Raw genomic sequence first — 23,657 nt, 5'->3', positions numbered from 1 at the left:
GCAGGTGTATTCAAACATTATGCGGGAAATAGAGCAGACTTTTTTTCGATAATATTAGAACGTCAATACCTTTTTAGCCGTTTCAATCACATCTTTATAGTTAGGAAGCCATACAGATTCTGCTTGAGAGAAAGGATAAACAGTATCAGCCGCTGTTACACGTAAAACTGGTGCTTCCAAGCTTAAAATCGCACGGTCATTAATTTCAGCTACTACTGTCGCTGCAACACCCGCTTGTTTTTGTGCTTCTTGAACAACAATTGCTCGACCCGTTTTTTCAACAGATGCAATGATTGTTTCAATATCAAGCGGACTAATTGTACGTAAATCGACAACTTCGACTGAATGGCCTTCTTTTTCTAATTCTTCAGCAGCTTTTAATGATTCGTGAACCATTGCACCGTAAGTAAAGATAGATAGGTCGGTTCCCTCACGTTTCACATCGGCTTTTCCTAGTGGAATGGTGTATTCCTCTTCCGGTACTTCTTGACGGAATGCACGGTATAATTTTAAATGCTCCAAGAATACAACTGGATCATTATCACGAATAGCTGAGATTAACAATCCCTTTGCATCATATGGTGTTGATGGAACGACAACTTTTAATCCAGGAGTCTGTGCCATTAATCCTTCTAAACTGTCTGAGTGAAGCTCAGGAGTGTGAACGCCGCCGCCAAATGGTGAACGAACTGTAATTGGCATATTATATCGTCCGCCAGAACGGTAGCGCATACGAGACATTTGACCTGCGATAGAATCCATTACCTCAAAAACGAATCCAAAGAATTGAATTTCTGGAATTGGACGGTATCCTGTTAATGCAAGACCGATAGATAAACCACCAATCCCTGATTCTGCTAATGGTGTATCAAAAACACGCTCTTCGCCAAATTCTTTATGGAGCCCTTCAGTGGCACGGAAAACCCCGCCATTCACACCAACATCTTCTCCAAATATTAATGTTTTTGGATCATTACGCAATTCAATACGCAATGCATCAGTAATCGCTTGAATCATTGTCATTTGAGCCATGACTTACTTCGACTCCTTTGCTTTATAAATTTCATATTGTTCTTTTAAGTTAGAAGGCATTTCTTCAAACATAATCGACATTAAATCAGTCACTTTTTGCTTAGGTGCCGTATCTGCTTTTTTGATTGCTTCTTTAATGTCTTCTTTTGCTTGTTCAATTACTTCGTTTTCTTTCTCTTCGCTCCATAAACCTTTGTTTTCTAAGAACTTACGGAATCTAACAAGTGGGTCTTTCTTTTCCCATTCGTTATCAAGTTCAGCCGTACGATAACGAGTTGGATCGTCTCCCGCCATTGTGTGTGGACCGTAACGATACGTAAGTGTTTCAATTAAGGTTGGTCCTTCGCCATTGATCGCTCGCTCACGTGCATCATGAACTGCCGCATAAACAGCTAATGGGTCCATACCATCAACCTGGATTCCAGGAATTCCTGCAGCAACAGCTTTTTGAGCAACAGTTTTCGCTGCTGATTGTTTTTCTACAGGTGTCGAAATTGCAAAACGGTTATTTTGAACGATGAAAATTGCCGGCGCTTTTAATGCCCCTGCAAAGTTAATTCCTTCGTAGAAATCCCCTTGTGATGCTCCACCATCACCTGTGTACGTAATAGCAACAGCTTTATTGCCATTCTTTTTCAATCCAAGCGCTACTCCTGCAGTTTGAACGTATTGCGCACCAATAATGATTTGTGGTGATAAAACGTTTACACCTTCAGGAATTTGATTTCCTTGGAAGTGTCCGCGTGAGAACAAGAATGCTTGATAAAGTGGTAACCCGTGCCAAATAATTTGTGGTACATCGCGATATCCAGGTAAAATAAAATCCTCTTTTTCCAAAGCAAATTGGGATGCTAATTGTGATGCTTCCTGTCCGGCAGTTGGAGCATAGAATCCAAGTCTTCCTTGACGGTTTAAAGAAATTGAACGTTGGTCAAGGATACGTGTGTATACCATTCTGCGCATTAATTCTTGAAGTTGAGCATCTGTTAAATCCGGCATTGCCGCTTCGTTAACGACTTCGCCTTCTTCATTTAAAATTTGAAATGTTTGAAACTGTTCTTCGACGATATCGAGCGACTTTTTCGCATCGAGCTGGGCGTTCTTAAGTTTAGAAGCCATTTAGGTCACCTCATCCTTTCTATTCAAAAAACATAAGTATAAATTAATCATTCCACCTTTGTAGGTTACCCAAAAACCCTAAAAGACAAAAAATATTGAATGGAAATTTATCTCTCCATCCCATCATATTCTGTATCAGTATTTTTGTTTATTTTATTGATACAATTATTATCTACATATCCGAGTTTACATCAACTTTTTAAACGCGTCAAATACTAAATCTAATAATTTTTCATCATTTCAACATTAACAATAGGTGCCATCTTAAACAGACCTGTATTATTTAAAACAAACAATCTGTTATATAAAATTAAACAAATTTCCATTCTGTTATAACAAAGAAAAACCGGCTCTTTTAGCCGGTTTATAAAAAAATTAGATTTATTCATTTATTTTTAACCCTGACATTTTATAAAATGCAAGCTTTTGATCATTGTATTCCTTTGTAAGTTGATTAAACTTTTTATTTGCCGCATAGACTTTTTGATAGGCTTCATTCACCTTATTCACTTTTGCCTCTAAGTCCTTAAAGGATAAATTTTTATTCTTTAACAATCCATACAATTGTTTATCAAGTTTTAGGGCATTAAGATATTCCGTATTCAGTTCGTCGTGGGCAGAATATCTATTGATCATAATCTGATAAAGATGTTCCAAAGCTTTTTTTTGTTTAGTGTCCTTTAAATCATTTTTATATTCCTTAATTTTTTGGAATGTCTCTTTGGACTCCAAGATACTTGTGGTTTCTTCATACATATATTGCTTTCGCTTGTCAGCCATTGCTAAAGCCGTATCAGCCAATTTTACAACTTTATCATGCTGTTTCATCCCAAGGTCAAGAATTTTTTCATATGTGGCTTTTTCTTTTTTCTCTAATGCTACGAGCGGTTCTTGCTGATTTTCAAACCCCTTTTCTTTCTCCACAACCTTTTCCAAAATATCATAGATTTTTTCAATGGGTGTTTTCTGATTGAAACAACCGGATAAAATCACTACAGTAGTAATAATGAAAATCCATAAACGTCTTTTGTACACAAAAGGCAAGTATATCCCCCTTATCTAAGAACCATCTAGATACATAACAAAGTGGTTAACTTTTTTAATTTTGTTTGATAGACTAATCTTATTCATTATTATAACAGAAAACAGGAGTGAGACAGCACATGATTACAATGGAAGATATCATACGCGATGGTCATCCAACTCTCAGAAAAATAGCAGCGGAAGTTCCCCTCCCCGCCTCTGATGAAGACAAACGGATCTTACAAGAGCTTTTAGAATATGTTAAAAACAGTCAAAACCCTGAGATTGCTGAAAAATACAAATTAAGACCGGGTATCGGTTTAGCAGCTCCGCAAATCAATGTTTCAAAACGAATGATTGCTGTACATATACAGGACGAAAAAGCAGTATATAGTTACGCACTTTTTAATCCCAAAATTGTTAGTCACTCAGTTGAAAAGTCATATCTGCAATCAGGTGAAGGCTGCCTCTCAGTCGATGAAGCTATACCAGGCTTTGTACCAAGGCACGCAAGAGTAACGATAAAAGGCATCGACGAAAATGGAGAAGAGGTAAAGCTTCGTCTAAAAGGGCTCCCGGCCATATGTTTCCAACATGAAATTGATCATCTAAATGGAATTATGTTTTATGATTATATTGATAAACAAGACCCTTTCAAACCGATTGAAGGAGCAATAGTCATTGAAAGATAAAAAAACTGCCGTTCCTTAAGGAGCCGGCAGTTTTTTTATATTAACTGTAATTCCTTTAAACCATTCCAAATTCCATTTTCTGCGACATCTGTTGTAATATAATCTGCATGTTCTTTCGCCTCTGGGACCCCATTTCCCATCGCAACACTGGTACCGACAGCCTTTAACATTTCCAAATCATTTAAACCGTCTCCAAAAGCATAGACATCCTTTAATTCAAACCCCAGACGTTCAATCATTTTTTTAATGCCTTCCGCTTTGGAACCCCCATTAGGTAAAACATCGACAGAATAATCATGCCATCTAATAAAGTTAAACTTTGGAAAGTGATTAAAATACACTAATTCCTCTTTATCTTCACAGAAAAGCAGGGATTGATAAATCTTCCTATTTTTATAAAAAGTAGCATCCTGCTCAGGATGAGTAAAATTCAATGTACCAAGACTAATGTCAATAAAGGGATGTTGTTTAACGGTCGCCTTCATCGTTTGTTCATTCATTACTATTAAGGGGTGTCCATTCTGCTCTGTTTCAATCAATAGTTTTTCAAGCTCTGTTTGATTAAGGGGGTTCTCATAGATTACCTCCCCTTCAAAGACAACAAATTGACCGTTATAGCTAACATAAGAATCGATTCCAAGTTCCTTGCGTATACTTTCAAACATAAATGGAGCCCTGCCGGTAGCAATCGCAACATAAACACCACTATCTTTTAAAAGCTGGATAGCCTTTTTTGTACTAGTAGGCAGTTTTTTTTCATGATCCAATAATGTACCGTCTATGTCAAAAAAAACAATCTTCTTCATAATAAACTCCTTCAAAAGCTGCTTATAATATTTTTCTATAAAAACACTAACCCTTCCTAAAAAAATTGTCAATTCATTAACAATTAATTAAATCCCATAATTATCCATGAGAGAATTAGTAAAATTACCATATAATATTAGCAAAAAAACATTTATCTGAAAAAAATCTTCATTAATCTGTCACCGCTTGCTTTACATTGGACAAGGATCGTTTAAAATAAAGTTAAGGAGATGATCCACTATGTTAAAGAAGCTAAGAAAGAAGCTCTTAAAACAGTGGAAAGATTTACTTAGAAAAAAATCGATTGCCTGAAATTTGAGCCCTTCAAACTTGCGAAGGGCTCCTTCCTTATTGTAAATTGATAAGCAGTGATGCTTTTACATACTTTTCACTTTGGCCCATGTCTTGGTTTATTTGTCAAATATAATAAAACACATGAAAAAGATGTAAAAATTTTATATAATAGAAATAGGTATGATCGATTAAGGAGCGATATTGTCATGATATATAAAGTATATTATCAAGAAAGCATTAAACAGGTACCAGTGAGAGAGAACACAAAAACCCTTTTTATGGAGGGAGAATCAGACAGAGATGTTCGGAAAAAGCTTGCAGACCGCGGCTATAATATTGAATTTGTACAAGCAGTTACAGGTGCGTTTTTAGAGTATGAACAACAAAATGAAGATTACAAAGTATTGGAGATTTGATAATTTATGAAATTTGTAAAAAATGATCAAACTGCTGTTTTTGCCCTGGGAGGAATGGGTGAAATCGGTAAGAACACATATGCTGTTCAATTTCAGGATGAAATCATCCTAATTGATGCTGGTATAAAATTCCCAGAGGACGAGCTTTTAGGAATTGATTATGTAATTCCTGATTACACCTACCTAGTAAAAAACGAAGAAAAAATCAAAGGGCTGTTTGTCACACACGGACATGAGGACCATATTGGCGGAATTCCTTATTTGCTTAGGGAAATCAATATTCCTATTTACGGTGGCAAACTTGCTCTCGGGTTAATCAAAAATAAACTTGAAGAACATGGTCTTCTAAGAAATGCTAAACTAATTGAAATCAAAGAAGATGATGTGATTAAGTTCCGTAAAACATCTGTTACTTTTTTCCGCACTACACATAGTATCCCTGATTCCTATGGAATTGTCGTAAAAACCCCTCCAGGTCAAATTGTCCACACAGGTGATTTTAAATTTGATTTCACTCCTGTCGGTGAGCCAGCTAATTTAACCAAAATGGCTGAAATTGGAAAAGAGGGAGTTTTATGTTTACTCTCGGATAGTACGAATAGTGAAATTGCTGATTTTACAATGTCAGAACGCCGAGTTGGCGAAAGCATCCAGGATATTTTCCGAAAAGTTGATGGCCGAATCATTTTTGCCACCTTTGCTTCAAACATCCACCGACTGCAGCAAGTAGTAGAAGCAGCAGTAATAAATGGACGAAAAATCGCTGTATTTGGAAGAAGTATGGAAGCTGCTATCAATATCGGTCTTGAATTGGGATATATTCTTGCTCCAAAAGAAACGTTTATTGAATCCAATCAGATTAACCGACTTCCTGCAGATAAGGTGACCATTCTTTGCACAGGTAGCCAGGGAGAACCTATGGCAGCGCTATCAAGAATAGCAAATGGAACACATCGTCAAATTCAAATTATACCTGGGGATACGGTAGTTTTTTCTTCCTCCCCAATTCCTGGTAATACAATAAGCGTCAACCGAACAATCAACCTTCTCTTTAGAGCCGGGGCCGATGTTATTCATGGAAAATTAAGTAATATTCATACTTCCGGACATGGCGGACAGGAAGAACAAAAGTTGATGCTCCGTCTCATTAAGCCGAAGTTTTTTATGCCGATTCACGGAGAGTACCGTATGCAGAGAATGCATGCCAAGCTTGCCGTTGACTGTGGAGTAGAGGAAGAAAACTGTTTTATCATGGATAATGGTGAGGTTTTGGCCCTATCAGAAAATACTGCGCAAATAGCTGGTAAAATCCCTTCAGGTTCAGTTTATATTGACGGAAGCGGTATTGGTGATATTGGAAATATCGTACTAAGAGACCGAAGAATTCTTTCCGAGGAAGGCTTAGTAGTTGTCGTCGTCAGTATCAATATGAAAGATTTCAAAATTGCCTCTGGTCCTGATTTAATTTCAAGAGGATTTGTCTATATGAGAGAATCCGGTGATTTAATTAATGATGCTCAAAACCTAATTACGAAACACATCAATAAAGTGATGGAGAGAAAAACGACTCAATGGTCAGAAATAAAAAATGAAATAACAGACACACTCGCACCATTCCTTTATGAAAAAACAAAACGGAGACCAATGATTTTACCAATCATTATGGAAGTTTAAAAACGGAAACGCCTAAGGCGCTTCCGTTTTTTCTTATTTTTATGCCATGCTTTTTTTTCCGAATCGGTCTATGTCTACATCGCTTCCTATTACAACTAATACATCATTCAGACGAAGTGTTTCTTTAGCCTGTGGGGAAACAATTAGTTCTTCTCCTCTTTTTATCGCTACGATATTGAGGCCATACTTTTTTCGAATATCTAAATCCATAATCGTATGCCCGGCGATCTTTCCATTGGCAACAATTTCAACAATACTATGATCATCAGATAATTCAAGATAATCAAGGACATTATTAGATGCTAAATTGTTAGCAATCCGACGTCCCATATCCCTTTCAGGGTGGACAACCTGGTCTGCACCAATTTTCCTGAGGACCTTCTCATGATAATCATTTTGGGCCTTTACCGTTATATTGGGAACACCCAACTCTTTTAATATAAGTGTTGTTAATATACTTGATTGGATATCCTCACCAATGGCAACAATGACATGATCAAAATTGCGGATTCCTAAACTTTTCAAAACTGCTTCGTCCGTTGTATCACCTACAGCGGCATGAGAAGCAATCATCGAATATTCATTCACTCTTTCTTCATTTTTATCAATGGCCAACACTTCGATTCCTTCCTCTGTAAGTGTCCGGCAAATACTCCCGCCAAACCGGCCAAGTCCTATGACTGCAAAGCTTTTTTTCACAGAATTCTCCTCCAGCTAAATCAGGTTCTCTATCTTTGTACATTTTAGCATATACAACGTTGCACGGTAATAAGTCATTTATCCTTTATCCTCTTGGACTATGATTTCTTCTTTTCTTGATGTAAAGATAAAGAAGCAAACCGATCGCTGAAATAATAATTAGAATCGGAAGATTGCCAATGACAAAAACAACTAGCCAGGATACAACAGCTATAAGTGTATTAATACTTTTCATAAACTGTTTTTTTGTTTTCTCCCAGGTGTTAAGATTGTCCTTATTAATATTAGGAACAACCACCTTATATTCATGCAACATGATATTTACCGTTGAAAAAGCGGTTTGATTTTCTAAAAACTTCAATTTCCCTTCAATCGTTTCAATCTCTTCCTGAACAGATGCTAAATCTGCAGAAATTTTTAATAAGTCCTCGGTTTTGTTTGCTTTTTTCATAAAAGAAAGTAAGCGTTCTTCCACGACTTTTTTTGATTTTAATCTTGATTCTAAATCCACATATTCTTCAGTTACATCCTGACCCGTAATATTTCGCTGAATCACTTCAACAGCCTGCCCCTCGGCATCATGTAAAAAACTCTGAAAATATTTTTGCGGGATTCGAATTCGAATGCTTCCACTTACCTGCTCTTTTCCCTCTTTTATTACGTTAGATTCCGCGATATAGCCTCCGTATTTTTCTACTTTTACTTCGATTCTTTGTACGGTCTGTTCAAACTTTTTCACACGAAGCTCTAAGTCTGCAGTATAGATGACCTTTTTTTCGGGAATTTGGATTTCAATTGATTGATTACTTTCTTTTTTAGCGTTCTCACCTGATCGTAATAATGCTTTTTCTTGGTTTCTGTTTTGAGCAGGGTCGGCGGTCTTGCTAGTAGCAAGATCCATTTTAGCACTCTCACTTTTACTATCCGAATTGCAGGCTGAAAGAAGCAGAAATACAAAAATAATTGGGATCCATTTTATGAATCTATTCATTCGCACGACACCCCTTTTTATTTAAACCGACGAGTAAAAATAAAAAGGGTTACAAAAAAGGTAAAAAACCTCCATTTTTAGCCATTTACACAGCATCGACCATGTTAACCTTTGAGATTATTAAAAAAACTGCTCGTTTAAAACGAGCAGTTTCAATTAGTTATTTATTCTATTCGGTTTTTTCTAATTCATCTAAAACACGATTTACCCGTTTTTCAAGCATTTTCATGCCGCTTCCGCCTGCTTGAAAATGACGAAGCTTACCTTCACGGTCAAAAACATAGTAGGCAGGCACATATTGATTTTCAAATGCTTCCGTTAGTTTGTGTTCACTGTCAACAAAGATTGGCTGGGTAATCCCATGTTCTGCAGCCACTTGCTTGATTTCTTCAATGTTTAAATCATTTTCAGAACGAGGCATATGAACAGCGACCACATTTAATTTTTCTTTGAAGTCATCACGGAATTGATTGACCTGTGGCATTGCTTCTTTACAAAGGTGGCAGCTAATCGACCAAAAGTGAATTAGCGTAGGCTTTTCACCAACTAACTCTTCTTTCGTCACCTGACCGTTCAGCCATTCGGTTGCACCCGTTAATTCCGGCATTGGCTCACGTAATTTCATTTCAATCCCCCCTATTTTAAAAATAGACCTAACACTATAAAGGTTAGGTCTATCGTGTTTGATTAAAAATTGTCTAACTAAAGCGCTAGAACAAGGCGCTCCCGCTTTTCTATTTTAAACATTTAGTGTAGCTTGTCCTGGCTTCCAGTTTGCAGGGCAAAGTCCGCCAGTTTGAAGTGCTTGAAGAACACGAAGTGTTTCATCCACGTCACGGCCGATATTGTTATGGTTTACTACAGAATATTTTAATTCGCCTTCTGGGTCAATGATGAATAATCCACGAAGTGCAACACCTTCTTCTTCAATTAACACACCATATTCACGAGCAACAACATGGTTAGTGTCTGCTGCTAATGGATAATTTAAATCGCCAAGACCATTTTCTTTACGATCTGTTTTAATCCAAGCAAGGTGAGTATGAATGGTGTCTGTAGAAGCGCCGATTACAACAGCATCAAGGTCATCGAATTCTTCGTAACGATCAGACATTGCAGTGATTTCAGTTGGGCAAACGAATGTAAAGTCCATTGGGTAGAAGAACAATACTGTCCATTTATCATTTTTCATGTTCTCTTCAAGGCTAACTTTTCCAAATTCTTTATTTGATAATACTGCATCCATTTCAAAGCGTGGAGCTTGTTTACCTACCATACGTTCTGGCATATCGAATCCCTCCAAATATTAATTAAATGAGATAACTTTATAGCAATTCTCATTTGCTATCCCTTTGACACTTTTCATTATAGGATAATTCTAATTTTGAGTCAATATTAAATTATAATTAATTTAAATTAATACTAACTTTAATTATAACCAAGATTTCCCCTCCATCAGTTTTTCCTTTTTAGACGAAGAATAAACTTTTACTATGTAACAAAATTCACCATTATTTGCAATAAGTTTATCATGATTTCCAAAAAGTATAAAACAAAACGCATTGTGATTTACGCTTTATTCCCTTGATAAGTGATATAGTTTGTCATTACCTTTATAGCAACATCAATGGCTTCTTCGTTAGGATTTAACTTTGAATGGTGCAAGCCAAATGGCGAGTCTACTCCAAGCCAAAACATAAATCCTGGAATTTCCTTAAGCATATAGCCAAAGTCCTCACCCGTCATGGCTTCTTTGCACTCGATTACCTTTACTTCATTTTGTCGACTCATATATTCAAAAAAATCACCTGTCAATTTTTCATTATTATAAACTTGATGATACATCGCCCCAAAATCAATCTTTGCCTCGCATTCGTAGCCTGTCTCAATCCCTTTAACCAGAGACTCTACTCGATGCTTTACCTTTTTCATTGATTCAGGTGATAATGTTCGAATAGTCCCTTCCAAACGGGCTGTTTCGGCAATGATATTTTGCACGGTTCCCCCAGTAATTTTACCAATTGTAATCACAGCACTATCCAGCGGATCGACATTTCGAGAAACGATGGTCTGTAGTTGATTGACTAACAAACAGGCAGCAATGACCATATCATTGGTTTGATGAGGATAGGCCGCATGTCCTCCTTTACCTTTTAAATCAATAAATAGTTCAGACGTATTAGCAAAAAGTAGTCCTTCCTTTAAAGCAATCGTCCCTACAGGGTATTCTGGGGCGATATGTAAGGCAAAAATCATATCCGGTTTCCATTCCTGCATGATCTCTGACTGCAACATCGGTTCCGCCCCTCCAGGGCCCTCCTCTGCCGGTTGAAAAATAAATAATAAATCATCTTGGATAGGATTTTCCACAAAATAGGTAAGAGTTCCGATCGCAATACTCATGTGAAAATCATGACCGCACGCATGCATTTGCGCATCATGAGTTGATTTATAAGTCAGCCCAGTTTCTTCTGAAATTGGTAATCCATCGATATCTGTTCGATACCCAATGGTTTTGTTTGGATTAAGACCATGTACCTTTACAAAGATCCCCGTTTTCCACTTTTTAATCGTCAGCCTATTCTGAGGTAAACCTTGTAAATAAGATAATAAATAAGCCTGGGTCTTATATTCTTGGAACCCTAATTCCGGAATTTGATGTAAATCACGACGAATTTTCACATAGGAATTCATTCAGATTACTCCCTTGGTTTAGAAAAAAAAGCGTGGAATATCCACGCTTTTCTCTCATTGATTATAATTGACGAAGCGCATCCATTATTTCTGTCTTCGATTTAGTCTTTTCATCAATATCCTTGATTTTTTTTGCAGGAATTCCTGCAACAACTGTATTTGCTGGAACATCATCCGTTACAACTGCACCTGCGGCAACTACGGATCCTTTTCCAACTGTTACACCTTCGAGTACAACTGCATTTGCTCCGATAACAACATCGTCTTCGATTACAACTGGCTTTGCAGATGGTGGTTCGATTACTCCGGCTAAAACAGCACCGGCACCAATATGACATCTTTTCCCAACCGTTGCTCTGCCGCCCATTACCACATTCATGTCAATCATGGTATTGTCACCAATAACTGCGCCGATGTTAATAACAGCCCCCAGCATAATAACCGCATTATCACCAATTTCAACCTGATCGCGAATCGTAACACCTGGTTCAATTCGGGCATTTACATTTTTCATATCAAGTAATGGCAATGCTGAATTACGGCGGTCATTCTCAATTACATAATCTTCAACCTTTGCTTGATTGGCTTCTAATGCAGGATTAATATCTGCCCAATCACCAAAAACAACCCCTGTATTCCCATTTACAAATACCTTTGAATTGCTTCCAAAATCTATTCCATCAAGGTCACCTTTTAAATAAACCTTAACAGGTGTAGATTTTTTACTATTTTGAATAAACGAAATAATTTCATGTGCATCCATCTTTTTCATGATATATGCTCCTCCCTATGGCTTGTACTAAAAATTACTTTAACAAACGAAAGCGATGAAAACAATAAAAAAATGAGATTATTGTTTTTTTTCAGAAACATATTCTTTGATTAATTCAACAAACGCATTTACCTGTTTCAATTGAAAAGCTGATTCATATCCTAAAAGCCATGTATCCCTTTTAAGCGGCAGCTGATTTTCATTAAGAAGCGGGATTTTAAATATATTTTTTTCTGCGTTTTTTAAGGTAATCGACGGCAGGATGGAGTAGCCGATTCCATTAAACGTCATTTGTTTGCATGTCTCAATTTGATCGACAACAATGGTCCTTTTTGGTGATGTCTTAAAATTTCTCATCCACCAATCTTGAATTTCTTGATAATAGTTAGAGTCGCTTTTAAATTGAATAAACGGACGATCAGTGTCCAAAACCTGCTCTGGCTTTGTAATAACCCGGTCTACTAGATATAGCGGATCACTAAAGAGGTGGATCTTAGCTCCTTTCCAATCAGGAGTTCCGCGAATAATCCCGATATGAACCTGGTCATCATGCAAGCATTTTAAAATTTCACTGCTCCAGCCTGTTACAAGCGAAATTTTTGCCTGAGGATAGGTATCAATAAATTGCTTTAATACTTGAGGAAGCCAATTTTGTCCAACTATTGAAGCAACTGCTATTTTTAATGTTCCGGACACACCGGCCTGGAGTGAATGAATCGACTCCCTTACCTTTTCTTCCTTTTTCAGGACCTCATTTACAAATTGGATAACTTGCTCCCCTGATGGGGTTAGTGCCAGTCCTTTTTGGGAACGGATAAACAATTTCGTTCCCCAATCTTTTTCGATGGTTTGCAGGCGCTGTGATAAAGCCGGCTGGGAGACAAATAGGCGCTCAGAAGCCTTACGCATATTCATTTCTTGAGCCAAAACAGATAATAATTGAAATTCAGACAATGAAGACAACGTTTAAACCACCTTATCCTTTTTTTACAAAAAATCTTTTAATGGAAAAAAGCCCTGTTCTTAAACAGAGCTATTCCCTTTTTTCGGTATAAAGAAAACCAAAATCAAACTTATTATCGCAAAAATTAGAACTACATAGTAGACTGTATGCAGGGATAGAGTTAAACCATTTTGAAGCACTTCTCTTACCGTTTCAGATAACTGTGCACGCTCTTTTGCATTTAAAAGAATATTAGCCGAATTAATCGTTAGTTTCTTTCCTGCCTCTGCAGCATTTTCATTTAAATAACTGCTTAACTGATTATTAAGAATTCCGCCTAATAAAGCAGCCCCTATCGTGTTCCCCAAATTTCTCATAAACATATTAGCTGCTGTTGCGATCCCGCGCTGCTGCCATTCGACAGTACTTTGAATGGAAACGATGAAGGCAGTCGAAGTTAACCCCATTCCAATTCCTACAATAAATGAACCTGCAGCGGCCCAGATAGGACCGACTGAAGTGGACATTGTGACAAAAAAGATACTGCCAAGCACTAATGCTACTCCACCAATAATCGAGGTGGTTCGATACCCTAGAGAAATCAGCATTTTTCCAGACATTGTGGATGCAATTGGCCAGCCAATTGACATTGTCGTCAAGGTAAAGCCTGCAATAATGGCTGTTTGTTCCATTACCCCCTGAACGAATGTAGGTAAAAAGCTTGAAATCCCGATTAACATAATTCCAGTTGTCAACGAGGTAATATTTGCGATAAAAATGGACCGTTCTTTCCAAATATTAAATGGCATGACAGGCTCTTTTGCCCTGCCCTCCTGAAAAACAAACGCAACCAATGTAAGCATGCACAATGTAAAAAGCGATAAAGCCTGCCAAGAGTCCCAGGCCCAATGACTGCCCCCTTCAACTAGAACTAACATAAGCGAAGAAATAGCAACCGTTAGTAGAATAGCTCCGAGATAGTCAATTTCGTGTTTTTTCTTTTCCACATTTTCATGTAAAAACAGCCATAATCCAGCAAGAGAAAGAATTCCTAATGGGATATTGATCCAAAAAACATAATGCCAGCTGACATATTGAACAAGCAGACCGCCAACAGCTGGCCCTGTAATGGCAGAAATCCCCCAAACGCTTGAAAGATAGCCTTGGATTTTTGCCCGCTCTTCAGCCGTAAAGATATCCCCTACAATGGTTGTGGCAATTGGCATTACAGCGCCTGCTCCAAACCCTTGTATGAGGCGGAAAATAATCAGCATTTTCATTGATGAGGCAAAACCGCAAAGTGTCGATCCGATTAAAAAAATGATGACACCAAAAAACATGATGGGTTTTCGTCCAAATAAATCTGATAACTTTCCATAAATGAGAACAGTTACTGAATTCATTAACAAATACGCTGAAAACACCCAGCTATATAATTGAAAGCCACCTAAATCAGCAACAATGGCAGGCATCGCTGTTGAAACAATTGTTGCTTCAATTGCCCCCATAAACATAGCGAGCATAACGGCAGCTAAAACAAGGTGCTTTTTGGTTCGCTTTTTTTGAGATCCTCCAATATTCTTTTCTGCTGCGGTATCCCCCATTATAACACCTCTTTTTAAACTCAATAATATAGCTCCCTATCAAGGGAGCTCTGATCAATCATTTAATAAATTTTTTAACTAAATTGTTTAATTGATTTAATACTGTACTTCTTGGCAAAATCCCTTCAAAAAAACCATCCTCAGATTCGACACAAAGGAAAGGTTGATTTACGAGCAGTTCAAGGCATTTTATTATCGATTCAGAAATCTTTACCCGTGAAATATCCGATTTCATAACCTCTTCCACCCGTTTATTCTCTAGCTTTTCAAATTCAATCCGTTCCAATCCTAAAATGGAATCCATGATAATCGGAGTACTAATTAACCCGTGGAGCTTATAATGTGGGTCTAAAACAGGAATAGCCGTATATCCACTTTTGGTTAAAACTAATAAAGCATGCTCAAGATTGTTCCCAATCTGAACATGTGCGACCCGCTCGGAAGGGATCATAAAATCTTTTATACTTAATTCTAAAAATTCCCCACTGTGAAGACTTATCATGAGCCGAACCCCTCAAATTTTTTGTTTGATTCCTCTTTATTTTACCATAGTTCTTTTTATACTGTACGGTTTTTACATGTTCAAAACCGAAAAAGAAAGGAACCCGAAGGTCCCTTATTGAATCAAATCAAAAATTTCAATTGTAATCATATCAATGTTATCAAATTGATACCGTTTTGGTTTTTCCTTCTCATTGTATACTTCTAATTCAAATGTTTCTGTCTTAGGATGGAATGTTACCTGACACTTACGCTCGCCATTTACCTCGAAATAACGTTGTGCAGGCTCTCCACCCCCCGATTGTTCCTGAAGGTTTTTTAATCGTGTTAATATACCTTGAAGCTGTGACATTTGCCTATCTCCTTTCAAACACAAACAAACTTCCTACATTTATGTTTCTCTTTTGACATGTTTCTATCCAAACGGATTATGGTTTAATTTTAACTACCAAGTTTTTATATGCCAATATTAAAAGAATAAAATAAGGAACGGCATTTGTCCAAGCAAAATTGGAGGAAAGGAAAAATTTTTTTATTAAAGGGTGCATAAAGTCACATTATAAAAGCTGCTCATGCTCAAATAAATATTGATAAGATATGTCGATAAACAAATATTCTTCGCCATTCATGGGAAAAGAAAAAGTTCGAATCGTTTCACCTGTTTCAATATCACTGTATAAATCTGACAATATTCCTTTTCGCTCATTACGCATTTTGATAATATTTTCTAAAAAATAAGGACGCCAGCTCCAGTTTTTATTAAGATACTGTGCTTGAGTGATCCAGTCATTTTTTTCTTTAAAGATATTAACCGATTTTTGAAAGCCATCTTCATCACATACATACATCCTAAAGGCAATATGATCCATTTCTTTTATCAAAGATTGAAATAAATCCTCATAACTTGTCTTTCTGTTTTTTATAACAATTTCCTGAACTTTAATTTGAAAAAACTCGGCTGTCGTATATACAGCTTCTAATTTTCTTTTTTCATATGAAATAAAGTCGTGGAATTTCTCTTTTAATCGTTCTTTTAGCATATCCCCTGGAATAAACTCAGCCTCTGGCGGGTGAAGATAATATCCTTGATAGTATCTTCCCCCATTTTTCCAGGCAAATTGGAGCTGATAACTCATTTCAATATTTTCAAACAATAATGTTGCCCCGATTTTCCGGGCCAATAATGACAGAGTAAATAATACGTCATTAAAATTCGTTCCAGTTGACGTTGATTTTAAAGCTTCTAGATTGACCTTTAAAATATCCGGTTCCATTTCACCAATTCGTTGAAAATAATTTTTTGAACTATCAATTCTGGCTATCGCAATTTGGATTCCATACGTACGATAGTATTGCAATAAATGATCTAATTGATCGAAATCACCTGTGTAATTTTGTTCCGATATTTCAAGAACAATTCGACTCAATCGAATTCCTCTTTTTTCAAATTCTAAAAGCTCTTGTAAAAATGGTTCTCCATGTCCATACATTAATAAATCAGCATTTCGATTCAAGAAAATTTTTACATGATTATCCAAATTAAGTGCCTTTTCTAATGCCTTACTTAACACAATTTGATCCACTTCAAATTTATATTCATCCGGAATCTGATCATCCTGAAAAAAGGGTCCTAAGCTTATGATGTTCCCTTCTGACTTATATCTTCCCAATACTTCATATGCGACCACACTTTGTTCTTCCGCACTAAAGATTGGTTGAAAAAAAGGAATGACATTTTCAAGATCCGCTAGGATATCCAATGCATCCATTTACTTGCCCTCCAAAAATGATTTTTCTAAATTATACCATACCAATATATACAATACGCAGAAAAGCCTTTTCACGTTCGTTTCCAACAGGATACCATCATAGAAGAAGAGATACAATCACACCCTAAATTCAAGTCCATTTAAAGGGGGAGAAGTATTGAAGAAGCTTTTTGCTTTGGCCACCATTCTTCCATTGCTTGGATGCAATAATTTAGATGATAACACCCTTTCAAATAGAACAAAAAAAACGGCCCAAGCCGCTGTTATTGCGAGAAAAAGTCAGGTGAAAATGCAAAATTTTAACTCAACCGGCGTATTAAATGAAATGATACCAATACTAGCAAAACAATCGAAGCCTGCAAATGTAAATCCTAAAAAAGCTTCACAAATGCTTAATGTACCTCTAATTAGGCAAAACCCTGAATTAAGGTATGGATGTGAAGTCACTAGCCTTACAATGGTTCTCCAATATGCAGGTGTTAGAACGGATAAAATGGAGCTCTACCGCCTGATTAAAAAGGATTCCGACCGGCTCGTAAAAACGAATGGTGATATTCGGAGGTGGGGAAATCCTGCTGAAGGATTTGTTGGCGATATGACAGGAAAGACCCCGGGCTATGCAGTTTTTGATCGGCCAATGGTTCAGTTAATTAATCAAAAACTCCCCGGCCGGGCAATTAATTTAACAAATCAGCCTTTTGAACAGGTCTTACAACATGTTTCAGATGGATATCCAGTCGTTGTTTGGACCACTGGAGATTATAGGCTTCCCGATCGCTGGGAGTCATGGTATCATGGGCAGCAATACATTAAAACGCCTTTGGACCTCCATGCGGTGGTTCTCGTTGGATACGATAGGAATTTCGTTTATTTAAATGACCCATTATCAGGCAGAAAACAAGTAAGGGTTGGAAAAGATCGATTTATTTCGTCCTGGAAAGCATTAAATTGCCGGGCAGTTAGTTATAAATAAATAAAATGAAAAGGGAGATGCCAAATTATTGGTCTCTCTTTTTTATGAATAATTGTCCAAGTTTTGAATATTAACGTATTAAGCGGCAGTAAAAGATATTTTTGTTAAAAACACTTGCTTTCTATGTCAATTTTAAAGAAAATACGAAATGACGTTTATTTTTTAAAAGAGGCGTTAATCTTGGTTGTTGATTTCCGCTCCAGGCGCTTCGCTTTCCGCTACAATCAACGTTGTTCTTTAACATAGCAAAAAAGAAAAAGAGTGAGGTGGAATGGAAGAAAAGATGCAAACAAAAATGACAAGAAGATTCCTTTTAAAGCGTTCATTCGGTGCATTCCTCACAATCTTCGGCCTTAGTTCAGGAGGATATTTTTATGCCAACCGGATCGAACCTTCCCTGCTAGACACTAATAACCTGGAAATCAAACATCCCTTAATCCCAAAAAGCTTTGACGGAAAAAGGATTATTCAATTTAGTGACACCCACTTGGGCTTTCAATATAATCTCCAGCAGCTAAATAAACTAATGACAAAAATTAACAACCTCAATCCTGATCTCATTCTTTTTACGGGAGATTTAATGGATGAACCGAATCGATATAATAAGATGAATCAAATTATTCCACTCTTGCAGCAATTAAATGCTCCGCTTGGAAAGTTCTGCATTTTTGGTAACCATGATCATGGGGGTTATGGCACTGACATTTATCGGAATATTATGGAGGCAGCAAATTTTACAGTCTTATTAAATGAATCTAAATCCATTAAACTAGCAGATGGTACGAGCATCTATTTAATTGGAGTAGATGATGCGATGTTAGGAAAACCCAATATAGCCTTAGCTTCAAGACATATACCCAGCAATAGGTTTAAAATTTTATTATCACATGCTCCCGATCTTGCGGATACCGCATCACAGTACCCAATACAATGGCAAATCAGCGGACATAGTCACGGAGGTCAAGTGAAAATTCCATTTTTAGGGGCACTTGTTACCCCGCCTTTTGCCCAAATTTACACTGAGGGACTGTATTCAATTGGGAATCTTACTTTATATGTTAATAGAGGAATTGGAACTACGCGTCTCCCTTTTCGTTTTATGGCCAAGCCGGAACTAACTATTTTCACACTAAGATCTGAAAATGCAATATAAAAAAATCCTTATCTATTTTAAATGGAGATAAGGATTTTTATTTAAAACTTTTTTATTTTTTCTTAACTAGAAATCTTTCCTCTATTTCTAATGCGGGCAGTGGTTTTGAATAATAATACCCTTGTATTTTATGACATTTCGCTTCTGCTAAAAATTCTACCTGATTTTGATTCTCTACTCCTTCAGCTATGACCTCTAATCCTAAACTTTTTCCAAGGTGAATAATCGTGGTTGTAATAGCCATATCCTTTTCGTTTTTAGGGATTTCCTTAATGAAGGATTGGTCAATTTTTAAAACATCGATTGGGAATTGTTTTAAATAGTTTAATGATGAATAGCCTGTCCCAAAATCATCAACAGCAATGGTTATTCCAATTTTCTTTATACTCTTTAAAGTTGGCAGTGTTTCTTTGGTGTCCTGCATCATCCCTTCAGTAATTTCAATTTCCAATGATGAAGATTTGATGCGATATTTTTCTAACATAGATTGGATAACATCCACAAGATTTCGCTGTTGAAATTGCTTTGGAGAAATATTTATAGCTACTCGAATCGAATGGAACCCCATTTTATTCCATTTCTTAATTTGCCTGCAGGCTTCACTGATTACCCAGTACCCAATTGGAACAATCAAGCCGGTATCCTCTGCAAGAGGGATAAAAACACTCGGTGGAATAAACCCCAGCTCATTGTTATTCCAGCGGATTAGGGCTTCAAAACTGTTAATTTCACCTGTTTCCAAGTCCCTTTGCGGCTGATAATACAATCTAAACTCACCCCTCTCAATCGCCTTACGCAAATGAGTTTCCAATGTAATGATATTGGGGACGCTAGTATTCATGTCACTTCGGTAAAATTGGTAATGCGCTTTTCCTTTTTCCTTAACACGGAATAAAGCCTCATCCGCATTTTTAATTAACATTTCAGCATCCTTCCCATCATTGGGGTACATACTGATGCCGATACTCGGAGTTATGTAGTATTCATTCGAATTAAAATAAAAAGGATGGACAAACGCAGAAAAAACTTTCCTGACGAATGAATTTGTTGATTGATGGTTTGAATGAAGAAGTAAAATATTAAATTCGTCCCCACCTAGGCGATAGACAAAGCAGCTCTCGTCTTGAAATTGTAGTAAACGGCCAGCAACTGTTTTTAATATTTCATCACCTGCTAAATGTCCCAAAGTATCATTTAAGTATTTAAAGCGATCCAGGTCGATTGAAATTAGCGCAAATTGCTTTTTCCTTTTTCTTGGAGTAAAAATCTGCTCATCTAAATGATCAAGTAGCGCTCTTCGATTTAACAGCCCGGTTAATTGATCATGAAAAGCCATAAATTTTATCGTATCCATATTTTTAGCATGCTCCGAGATGTCTTTACAAATAACATAAAGACCGGTAATCTCTCCATGAATAATAATAGGGGCTGTTTTAAGGTGAACAATAATCAAATGTCCATTTTGATGCTTCAGCCTAATTTCGAGTGATTCAAGCGCATAACCTGAACATGTCTTTTCTAAAAGGTTCTTCAATTTAGCTAAGTCATGGTCATCCATTAGGTGGTATACAGATAAGCTTTTTATTTGATTTTGTTGGTAACCCGTTAAAACCAAAGCAGCAGGGTTTGCATCTAGAATTTCACCTTCAGGACTAATCATGATAATTGCATCTAAATTATGATCAACAATAGACCGGTATCTTTGCTCACTTTCGATTAATTTATTTCTTTCCATTTTCCATTCCGTAATATCCCTTGTCACCGCAACAATGTAACTAACGGTATTTTTTTCATCATAAACGGGGGTTAGAACCGTTTCCCCATAAACTTTTTTTCCATCCTTAAAATAAAATTCATCCTCAAATACATAGCTGTCAGATTGTTTCAGCAATTTTTCGTAATTAACCTGAAGGGAACGAGCTAACTCAGAGGGAAGAGCCTCATCAAGTGTTTTCCCAATTGCAGCAGCCGAAATCCGCGCCTTTTTCATCCCTGACTCATTGACAAATATATAGCGAAAACAGGGCCCTTTTTCGACCTTCATTACGTAAACCATATCCTGAACATGCTGAAAAATAATATCGAAGATGATTTTCTGTATTTTTTCACTTACTTTGTCTGCACTAAATTTTGAAGATAGTATGTTGATTGACTGCTCCATTTTATCATCCTTTAGACATAAAAAGTTCGCATATTTTTACAATAATGTTTTTACATTTGTGTATTTCTATTTTACAATTTAAATAAGTGAAAATATCGAATTTATTTATTATTCTGGTAAAATTTTCTATTATTTTAGCTTTATGCTGTGAACGTAAAACCTATATTAAATATTATTGGAAATTTTGGCTGGGATTATTTCTTTTTTATTGATATCAACTATCCTACCCCTTATTTTTCAATTGAAAAATGTGTATAATAAAGATGCTTTTGAACTACAGAAAGGAGTACTTATTTTGAACCCGGACCAGAAACGCCCTCTTACCAAACTTAATTTTACCATCGAAAACCTCTCTCAGGCTGTGTTTATTGTAAATCGCCATGCAAAAACAGCTATAAATCCCAAATTTTTATACAAATTAAAACATGAAGCATTAAAAAAATTAATTGTTGAAGGTAAAGCTAAAAAAGTAGGACTTCATTTTTCGCAACATCCAAAAAACAGCCAGCAGCAATCTGATGTTTTAGTTGAGTGCGGAAGGTACACATTCCATATTCCTCCGACAAAATCAGATTTTGCCGAGCTTCCCCATTTAGGGAAGCTAGATGAAAGAGTAAGAAATCCAAAAGCAAATCTTTCACTTAATATTGCAAAAGCATTATTACAATCCTATACAGGAATAAAGGAAATCCAGCATTCTCCCTCCAATCCGGGTAACCGCCGCTCCTATCAAAAACCTGTCTTTAAGAAACTGGGAGAAAGATATACGAATTAAGGCCGGAGGAGTCCGGCTTTTCATATGCTTAAGCATCCCTGGATGGTAGAATATTGATACATATCCATCTATATTCAAACTCAACTAAAGACATATAGGTACAAATGGGAAGGATGAACAAGTTATGGAGCATTTAATCAATCATAGAGTTAAAGATATTGAAATTTCCGGAATCAGAAAATTTTTTAATATGGTTTCTCATATTGAAGATTTAATTTCCCTTACGATTGGACAACCAGATTTCCCTACCCCGGAACATGTAAAACAAGCTGGAATACAGGCCATTGAAGAAAACTATACATCTTACACCCATAACGCGGGTATGCTTGAATTAAGAAAAGCAGCCTGCTCCTTTATGGAAAAGAAATATGGCCTTCTTTATCAGCCAGATACGGAAGTAATTGTCACTACGGGGGCCAGTGAAGCAATTGACATAGCGTTCCGAACGATATTAACAGAAGGAACGGAGGTAATTTTGCCGGGTCCCATTTATCCTGGATATGAACCGATTATTCGAATGATGGGGGCAACACCTGTACATGTGGATGTGACAGAAAATAATTTCCGCTTTACATTAGAGATGATTAAACCTCACATTTCTGAAAAAACACGATGCATTGTATTGCCTTATCCATCCAACCCTACAGGGGTGAGCCTCTCTGAAGAAGAATTACGGGAAATAGCTGACTTCTGTAAGAATCAGGATTTCTTTATCCTTGCAGATGAGATATACAGCGAACTAACCTATGAACAGCCTCATAGGTCCATTGCCTCGTACCTAAAAGAAAAAACAATTGTGATAAATGGTTTATCCAAATCCCATTCGATGACAGGTTGGAGAATTGGCCTGTTATTTGCACCAGAGACACTGACCAAACATATTCTAAAGGTTCATCAATATAATGTGTCCTGTGCGAATTCTATTGCCCAAAAAGCAGCAATTGAGGCCCTTACAGAGGGCATGAATGATGCCCTTCCTATGAAAATGGAATATGAGAAAAGAAGAGAGTATGTATTTGATCGGTTAAATGCTATGGGACTTAGCGTTGTGAAACCGGATGGAGCTTTTTATTTTTTCGTACGAATACCGAAGAACATAGAGTTAAACAGTTTTGATTTTGCCCTTAATCTTGTGAAGGAAGAAAAAGTAGCCGTCGTACCAGGGAGTGCTTTTTCGGAATATGGAGAAGGCTATTTCCGTTTGTCTTTCGCCTGTTCAATGGAAACATTAGAAAAAGGTTTAAATGGGGTAGAAAACTATTTAAAAAAGCTGAATTAAAATGGACACCCTCACTGCAATAGAGTGAGGGTGTTCCTTTTATTGACCTTTATAGTTCCCGTTATTCTTTGGTGCTTTTTCTTTCTTTGCTTTATCTTTATGGATTTTATTTGTGGCAGCTGAACCCATTTCATGAGCAAATTCTTCATTCAGCTGTGATGAATCAAATCCTTTTTTATTTTTTTGTTGGGGATCATTTTTTTTTGTCCGTTTAGCCATTTTTGCAATTCCTCCTATAAATAATTCTCTTTTAGTTTCTATTTAGAGAAGGAATTTATTCGATACC

General features: G+C 36.7%; 24 protein-coding genes. 7 read left to right on the top strand and 17 right to left on the bottom strand.

The features are described from left to right. Positions 1-54: 54 nt before the first annotated feature. The 3 genes from M028_RS0115935 to M028_RS0115920 all read right to left on the bottom strand — a co-directional run bounded on the left by M028_RS0115935 (position 55) and on the right by M028_RS0115920 (position 3,186). The gene (locus tag M028_RS0115935; protein WP_026574728.1) at positions 55-1,032 is read right to left on the bottom strand and encodes an alpha-ketoacid dehydrogenase subunit beta; all 978 of its coding nucleotides are present in this window, start codon (positions 1,030-1,032) and stop codon (positions 55-57) included. Positions 1,033-1,035: 3 nt separating this feature from the next. After that, the gene (gene pdhA, locus M028_RS0115930) at positions 1,036-2,151 is read right to left on the bottom strand and encodes a pyruvate dehydrogenase (acetyl-transferring) E1 component subunit alpha (RefSeq protein WP_026574727.1); all 1,116 of its coding nucleotides are present in this window, start codon (positions 2,149-2,151) and stop codon (positions 1,036-1,038) included. Positions 2,152-2,532: 381 nt separating this feature from the next. Beyond that, the gene (locus tag M028_RS0115920; RefSeq protein WP_231510863.1) at positions 2,533-3,186 is read right to left on the bottom strand and encodes a YkyA family protein; all 654 of its coding nucleotides are present in this window, start codon (positions 3,184-3,186) and stop codon (positions 2,533-2,535) included. Between the two features lie 128 nt (positions 3,187-3,314). Between M028_RS0115920 and def the strand changes: the two genes are divergently transcribed. Further along, on the top strand, positions 3,315-3,866 hold the full coding sequence (gene def / locus M028_RS0115915) for a peptide deformylase (RefSeq protein ID WP_026574725.1): 552 nt from the start codon (positions 3,315-3,317) through the stop codon (positions 3,864-3,866). A 35-nt stretch (positions 3,867-3,901) separates the two neighbouring features. Here the strand turns inward: def and M028_RS0115910 are convergent, their stop codons facing one another. Continuing rightward, positions 3,902-4,672, bottom strand: a complete 771-nt coding sequence (locus tag M028_RS0115910) for a Cof-type HAD-IIB family hydrolase (protein WP_026574724.1) — start codon at positions 4,670-4,672, stop codon at positions 3,902-3,904. Between the two features lie 501 nt (positions 4,673-5,173). On the opposite strand from M028_RS0115910, the gene M028_RS0115905 reads away from it, so the two are divergent. Beyond that, entirely contained in the window at positions 5,174-5,383 is a 210-nt protein-coding gene (locus tag M028_RS0115905) for a DNA-dependent RNA polymerase subunit epsilon (protein ID WP_026574723.1), read from the top strand. A 6-nt stretch (positions 5,384-5,389) separates the two neighbouring features. Next, positions 5,390-7,057, top strand: coding sequence for a ribonuclease J1 (rnjA, locus tag M028_RS0115900; RefSeq protein WP_026574722.1), 1,668 nt, complete (start codon positions 5,390-5,392; stop codon positions 7,055-7,057). Positions 7,058-7,096: 39 nt separating this feature from the next. Here rnjA and M028_RS0115895 read toward each other — a convergent pair whose 3' ends face one another. From M028_RS0115895 to M028_RS0115845, 11 genes are all read right to left on the bottom strand, one after another. Then, positions 7,097-7,756, bottom strand: a complete 660-nt coding sequence (locus M028_RS0115895; protein WP_026574721.1) for a potassium channel family protein — start codon at positions 7,754-7,756, stop codon at positions 7,097-7,099. An 85-nt stretch (positions 7,757-7,841) separates the two neighbouring features. After that, complete coding sequence (locus M028_RS0115890) at positions 7,842-8,747, bottom strand: DUF4349 domain-containing protein (protein ID WP_035424172.1); 906 nt, start codon at positions 8,745-8,747, stop codon at positions 7,842-7,844. Between the two features lie 169 nt (positions 8,748-8,916). Continuing rightward, positions 8,917-9,372: a TlpA family protein disulfide reductase gene (locus M028_RS0115885; RefSeq protein ID WP_026574719.1), complete on the bottom strand. Its 456-nt coding sequence runs from the start codon at positions 9,370-9,372 to the stop codon at positions 8,917-8,919. A 114-nt stretch (positions 9,373-9,486) separates the two neighbouring features. Next, the gene (locus M028_RS0115880; RefSeq protein ID WP_026574718.1) at positions 9,487-10,035 is read right to left on the bottom strand and encodes a peroxiredoxin; all 549 of its coding nucleotides are present in this window, start codon (positions 10,033-10,035) and stop codon (positions 9,487-9,489) included. 281 nt (positions 10,036-10,316) lie between these two features. Further along, positions 10,317-11,441: an N-acetyldiaminopimelate deacetylase gene (locus tag M028_RS0115875; protein WP_026574717.1), complete on the bottom strand. Its 1,125-nt coding sequence runs from the start codon at positions 11,439-11,441 to the stop codon at positions 10,317-10,319. A gap of 61 nt (positions 11,442-11,502) precedes the next feature. Then, on the bottom strand, positions 11,503-12,213 hold the full coding sequence (dapD, locus tag M028_RS0115870; RefSeq protein ID WP_026574716.1) for a 2,3,4,5-tetrahydropyridine-2,6-dicarboxylate N-acetyltransferase: 711 nt from the start codon (positions 12,211-12,213) through the stop codon (positions 11,503-11,505). Between the two features lie 78 nt (positions 12,214-12,291). Beyond that, on the bottom strand, positions 12,292-13,176 hold the full coding sequence (locus tag M028_RS0115865; protein ID WP_026574715.1) for a LysR family transcriptional regulator: 885 nt from the start codon (positions 13,174-13,176) through the stop codon (positions 12,292-12,294). A gap of 60 nt (positions 13,177-13,236) precedes the next feature. Further along, a complete protein-coding gene (locus M028_RS0115860) occupies positions 13,237-14,760 on the bottom strand; it encodes an MDR family MFS transporter (protein ID WP_026574714.1) in 1,524 nt (507 codons plus the stop codon). Between the two features lie 58 nt (positions 14,761-14,818). Next, a complete protein-coding gene (gene cbpB / locus M028_RS0115855; protein ID WP_026574713.1) occupies positions 14,819-15,262 on the bottom strand; it encodes a cyclic-di-AMP-binding protein CbpB in 444 nt (147 codons plus the stop codon). 114 nt (positions 15,263-15,376) lie between these two features. Then, positions 15,377-15,613 (bottom strand): YkuJ family protein, encoded by a 237-nt coding sequence (locus M028_RS0115850; RefSeq protein ID WP_026574712.1) that lies wholly within the window; start codon positions 15,611-15,613, stop codon positions 15,377-15,379. 205 nt (positions 15,614-15,818) lie between these two features. Continuing rightward, a complete protein-coding gene (locus M028_RS0115845) occupies positions 15,819-17,030 on the bottom strand; it encodes an EAL domain-containing protein (protein WP_026574711.1) in 1,212 nt (403 codons plus the stop codon). 157 nt (positions 17,031-17,187) lie between these two features. Here M028_RS0115845 and M028_RS0115840 point away from each other — a divergent pair, with 157 nt between their 5' ends. Further along, positions 17,188-18,003, top strand: a complete 816-nt coding sequence (locus M028_RS0115840; RefSeq protein ID WP_026574710.1) for a C39 family peptidase — start codon at positions 17,188-17,190, stop codon at positions 18,001-18,003. Between the two features lie 283 nt (positions 18,004-18,286). After that, positions 18,287-19,156: a metallophosphoesterase gene (locus M028_RS0115835; protein WP_026574709.1), complete on the top strand. Its 870-nt coding sequence runs from the start codon at positions 18,287-18,289 to the stop codon at positions 19,154-19,156. Between the two features lie 52 nt (positions 19,157-19,208). On the opposite strand, the gene M028_RS0115830 is transcribed toward M028_RS0115835, so the two are convergent. Then, complete coding sequence (locus M028_RS0115830) at positions 19,209-21,317, bottom strand: EAL domain-containing protein (RefSeq protein ID WP_026574708.1); 2,109 nt, start codon at positions 21,315-21,317, stop codon at positions 19,209-19,211. Positions 21,318-21,612: 295 nt separating this feature from the next. Between M028_RS0115830 and M028_RS0115825 the strand changes: the two genes are divergently transcribed. After that, entirely contained in the window at positions 21,613-22,092 is a 480-nt protein-coding gene (locus M028_RS0115825) for a YkyB family protein (RefSeq protein ID WP_026574707.1), read from the top strand. A gap of 124 nt (positions 22,093-22,216) precedes the next feature. After that, entirely contained in the window at positions 22,217-23,371 is a 1,155-nt protein-coding gene (locus M028_RS0115820; RefSeq protein WP_026574706.1) for an aminotransferase A, read from the top strand. Between the two features lie 39 nt (positions 23,372-23,410). Here M028_RS0115820 and M028_RS0115815 read toward each other — a convergent pair whose 3' ends face one another. Next, a complete protein-coding gene (locus M028_RS0115815; RefSeq protein ID WP_026574705.1) occupies positions 23,411-23,590 on the bottom strand; it encodes a hypothetical protein in 180 nt (59 codons plus the stop codon). Positions 23,591-23,657 lie beyond the last annotated feature (67 nt).

This window comes from Bacillus sp. UNC438CL73TsuS30 (assembly GCF_000482325.1).
In the GTDB taxonomy this organism is placed as follows: domain Bacteria; phylum Bacillota; class Bacilli; order Bacillales; family Cytobacillaceae; genus Neobacillus.
This window is presented reverse-complemented; position numbering and strand designations above follow the sequence as displayed.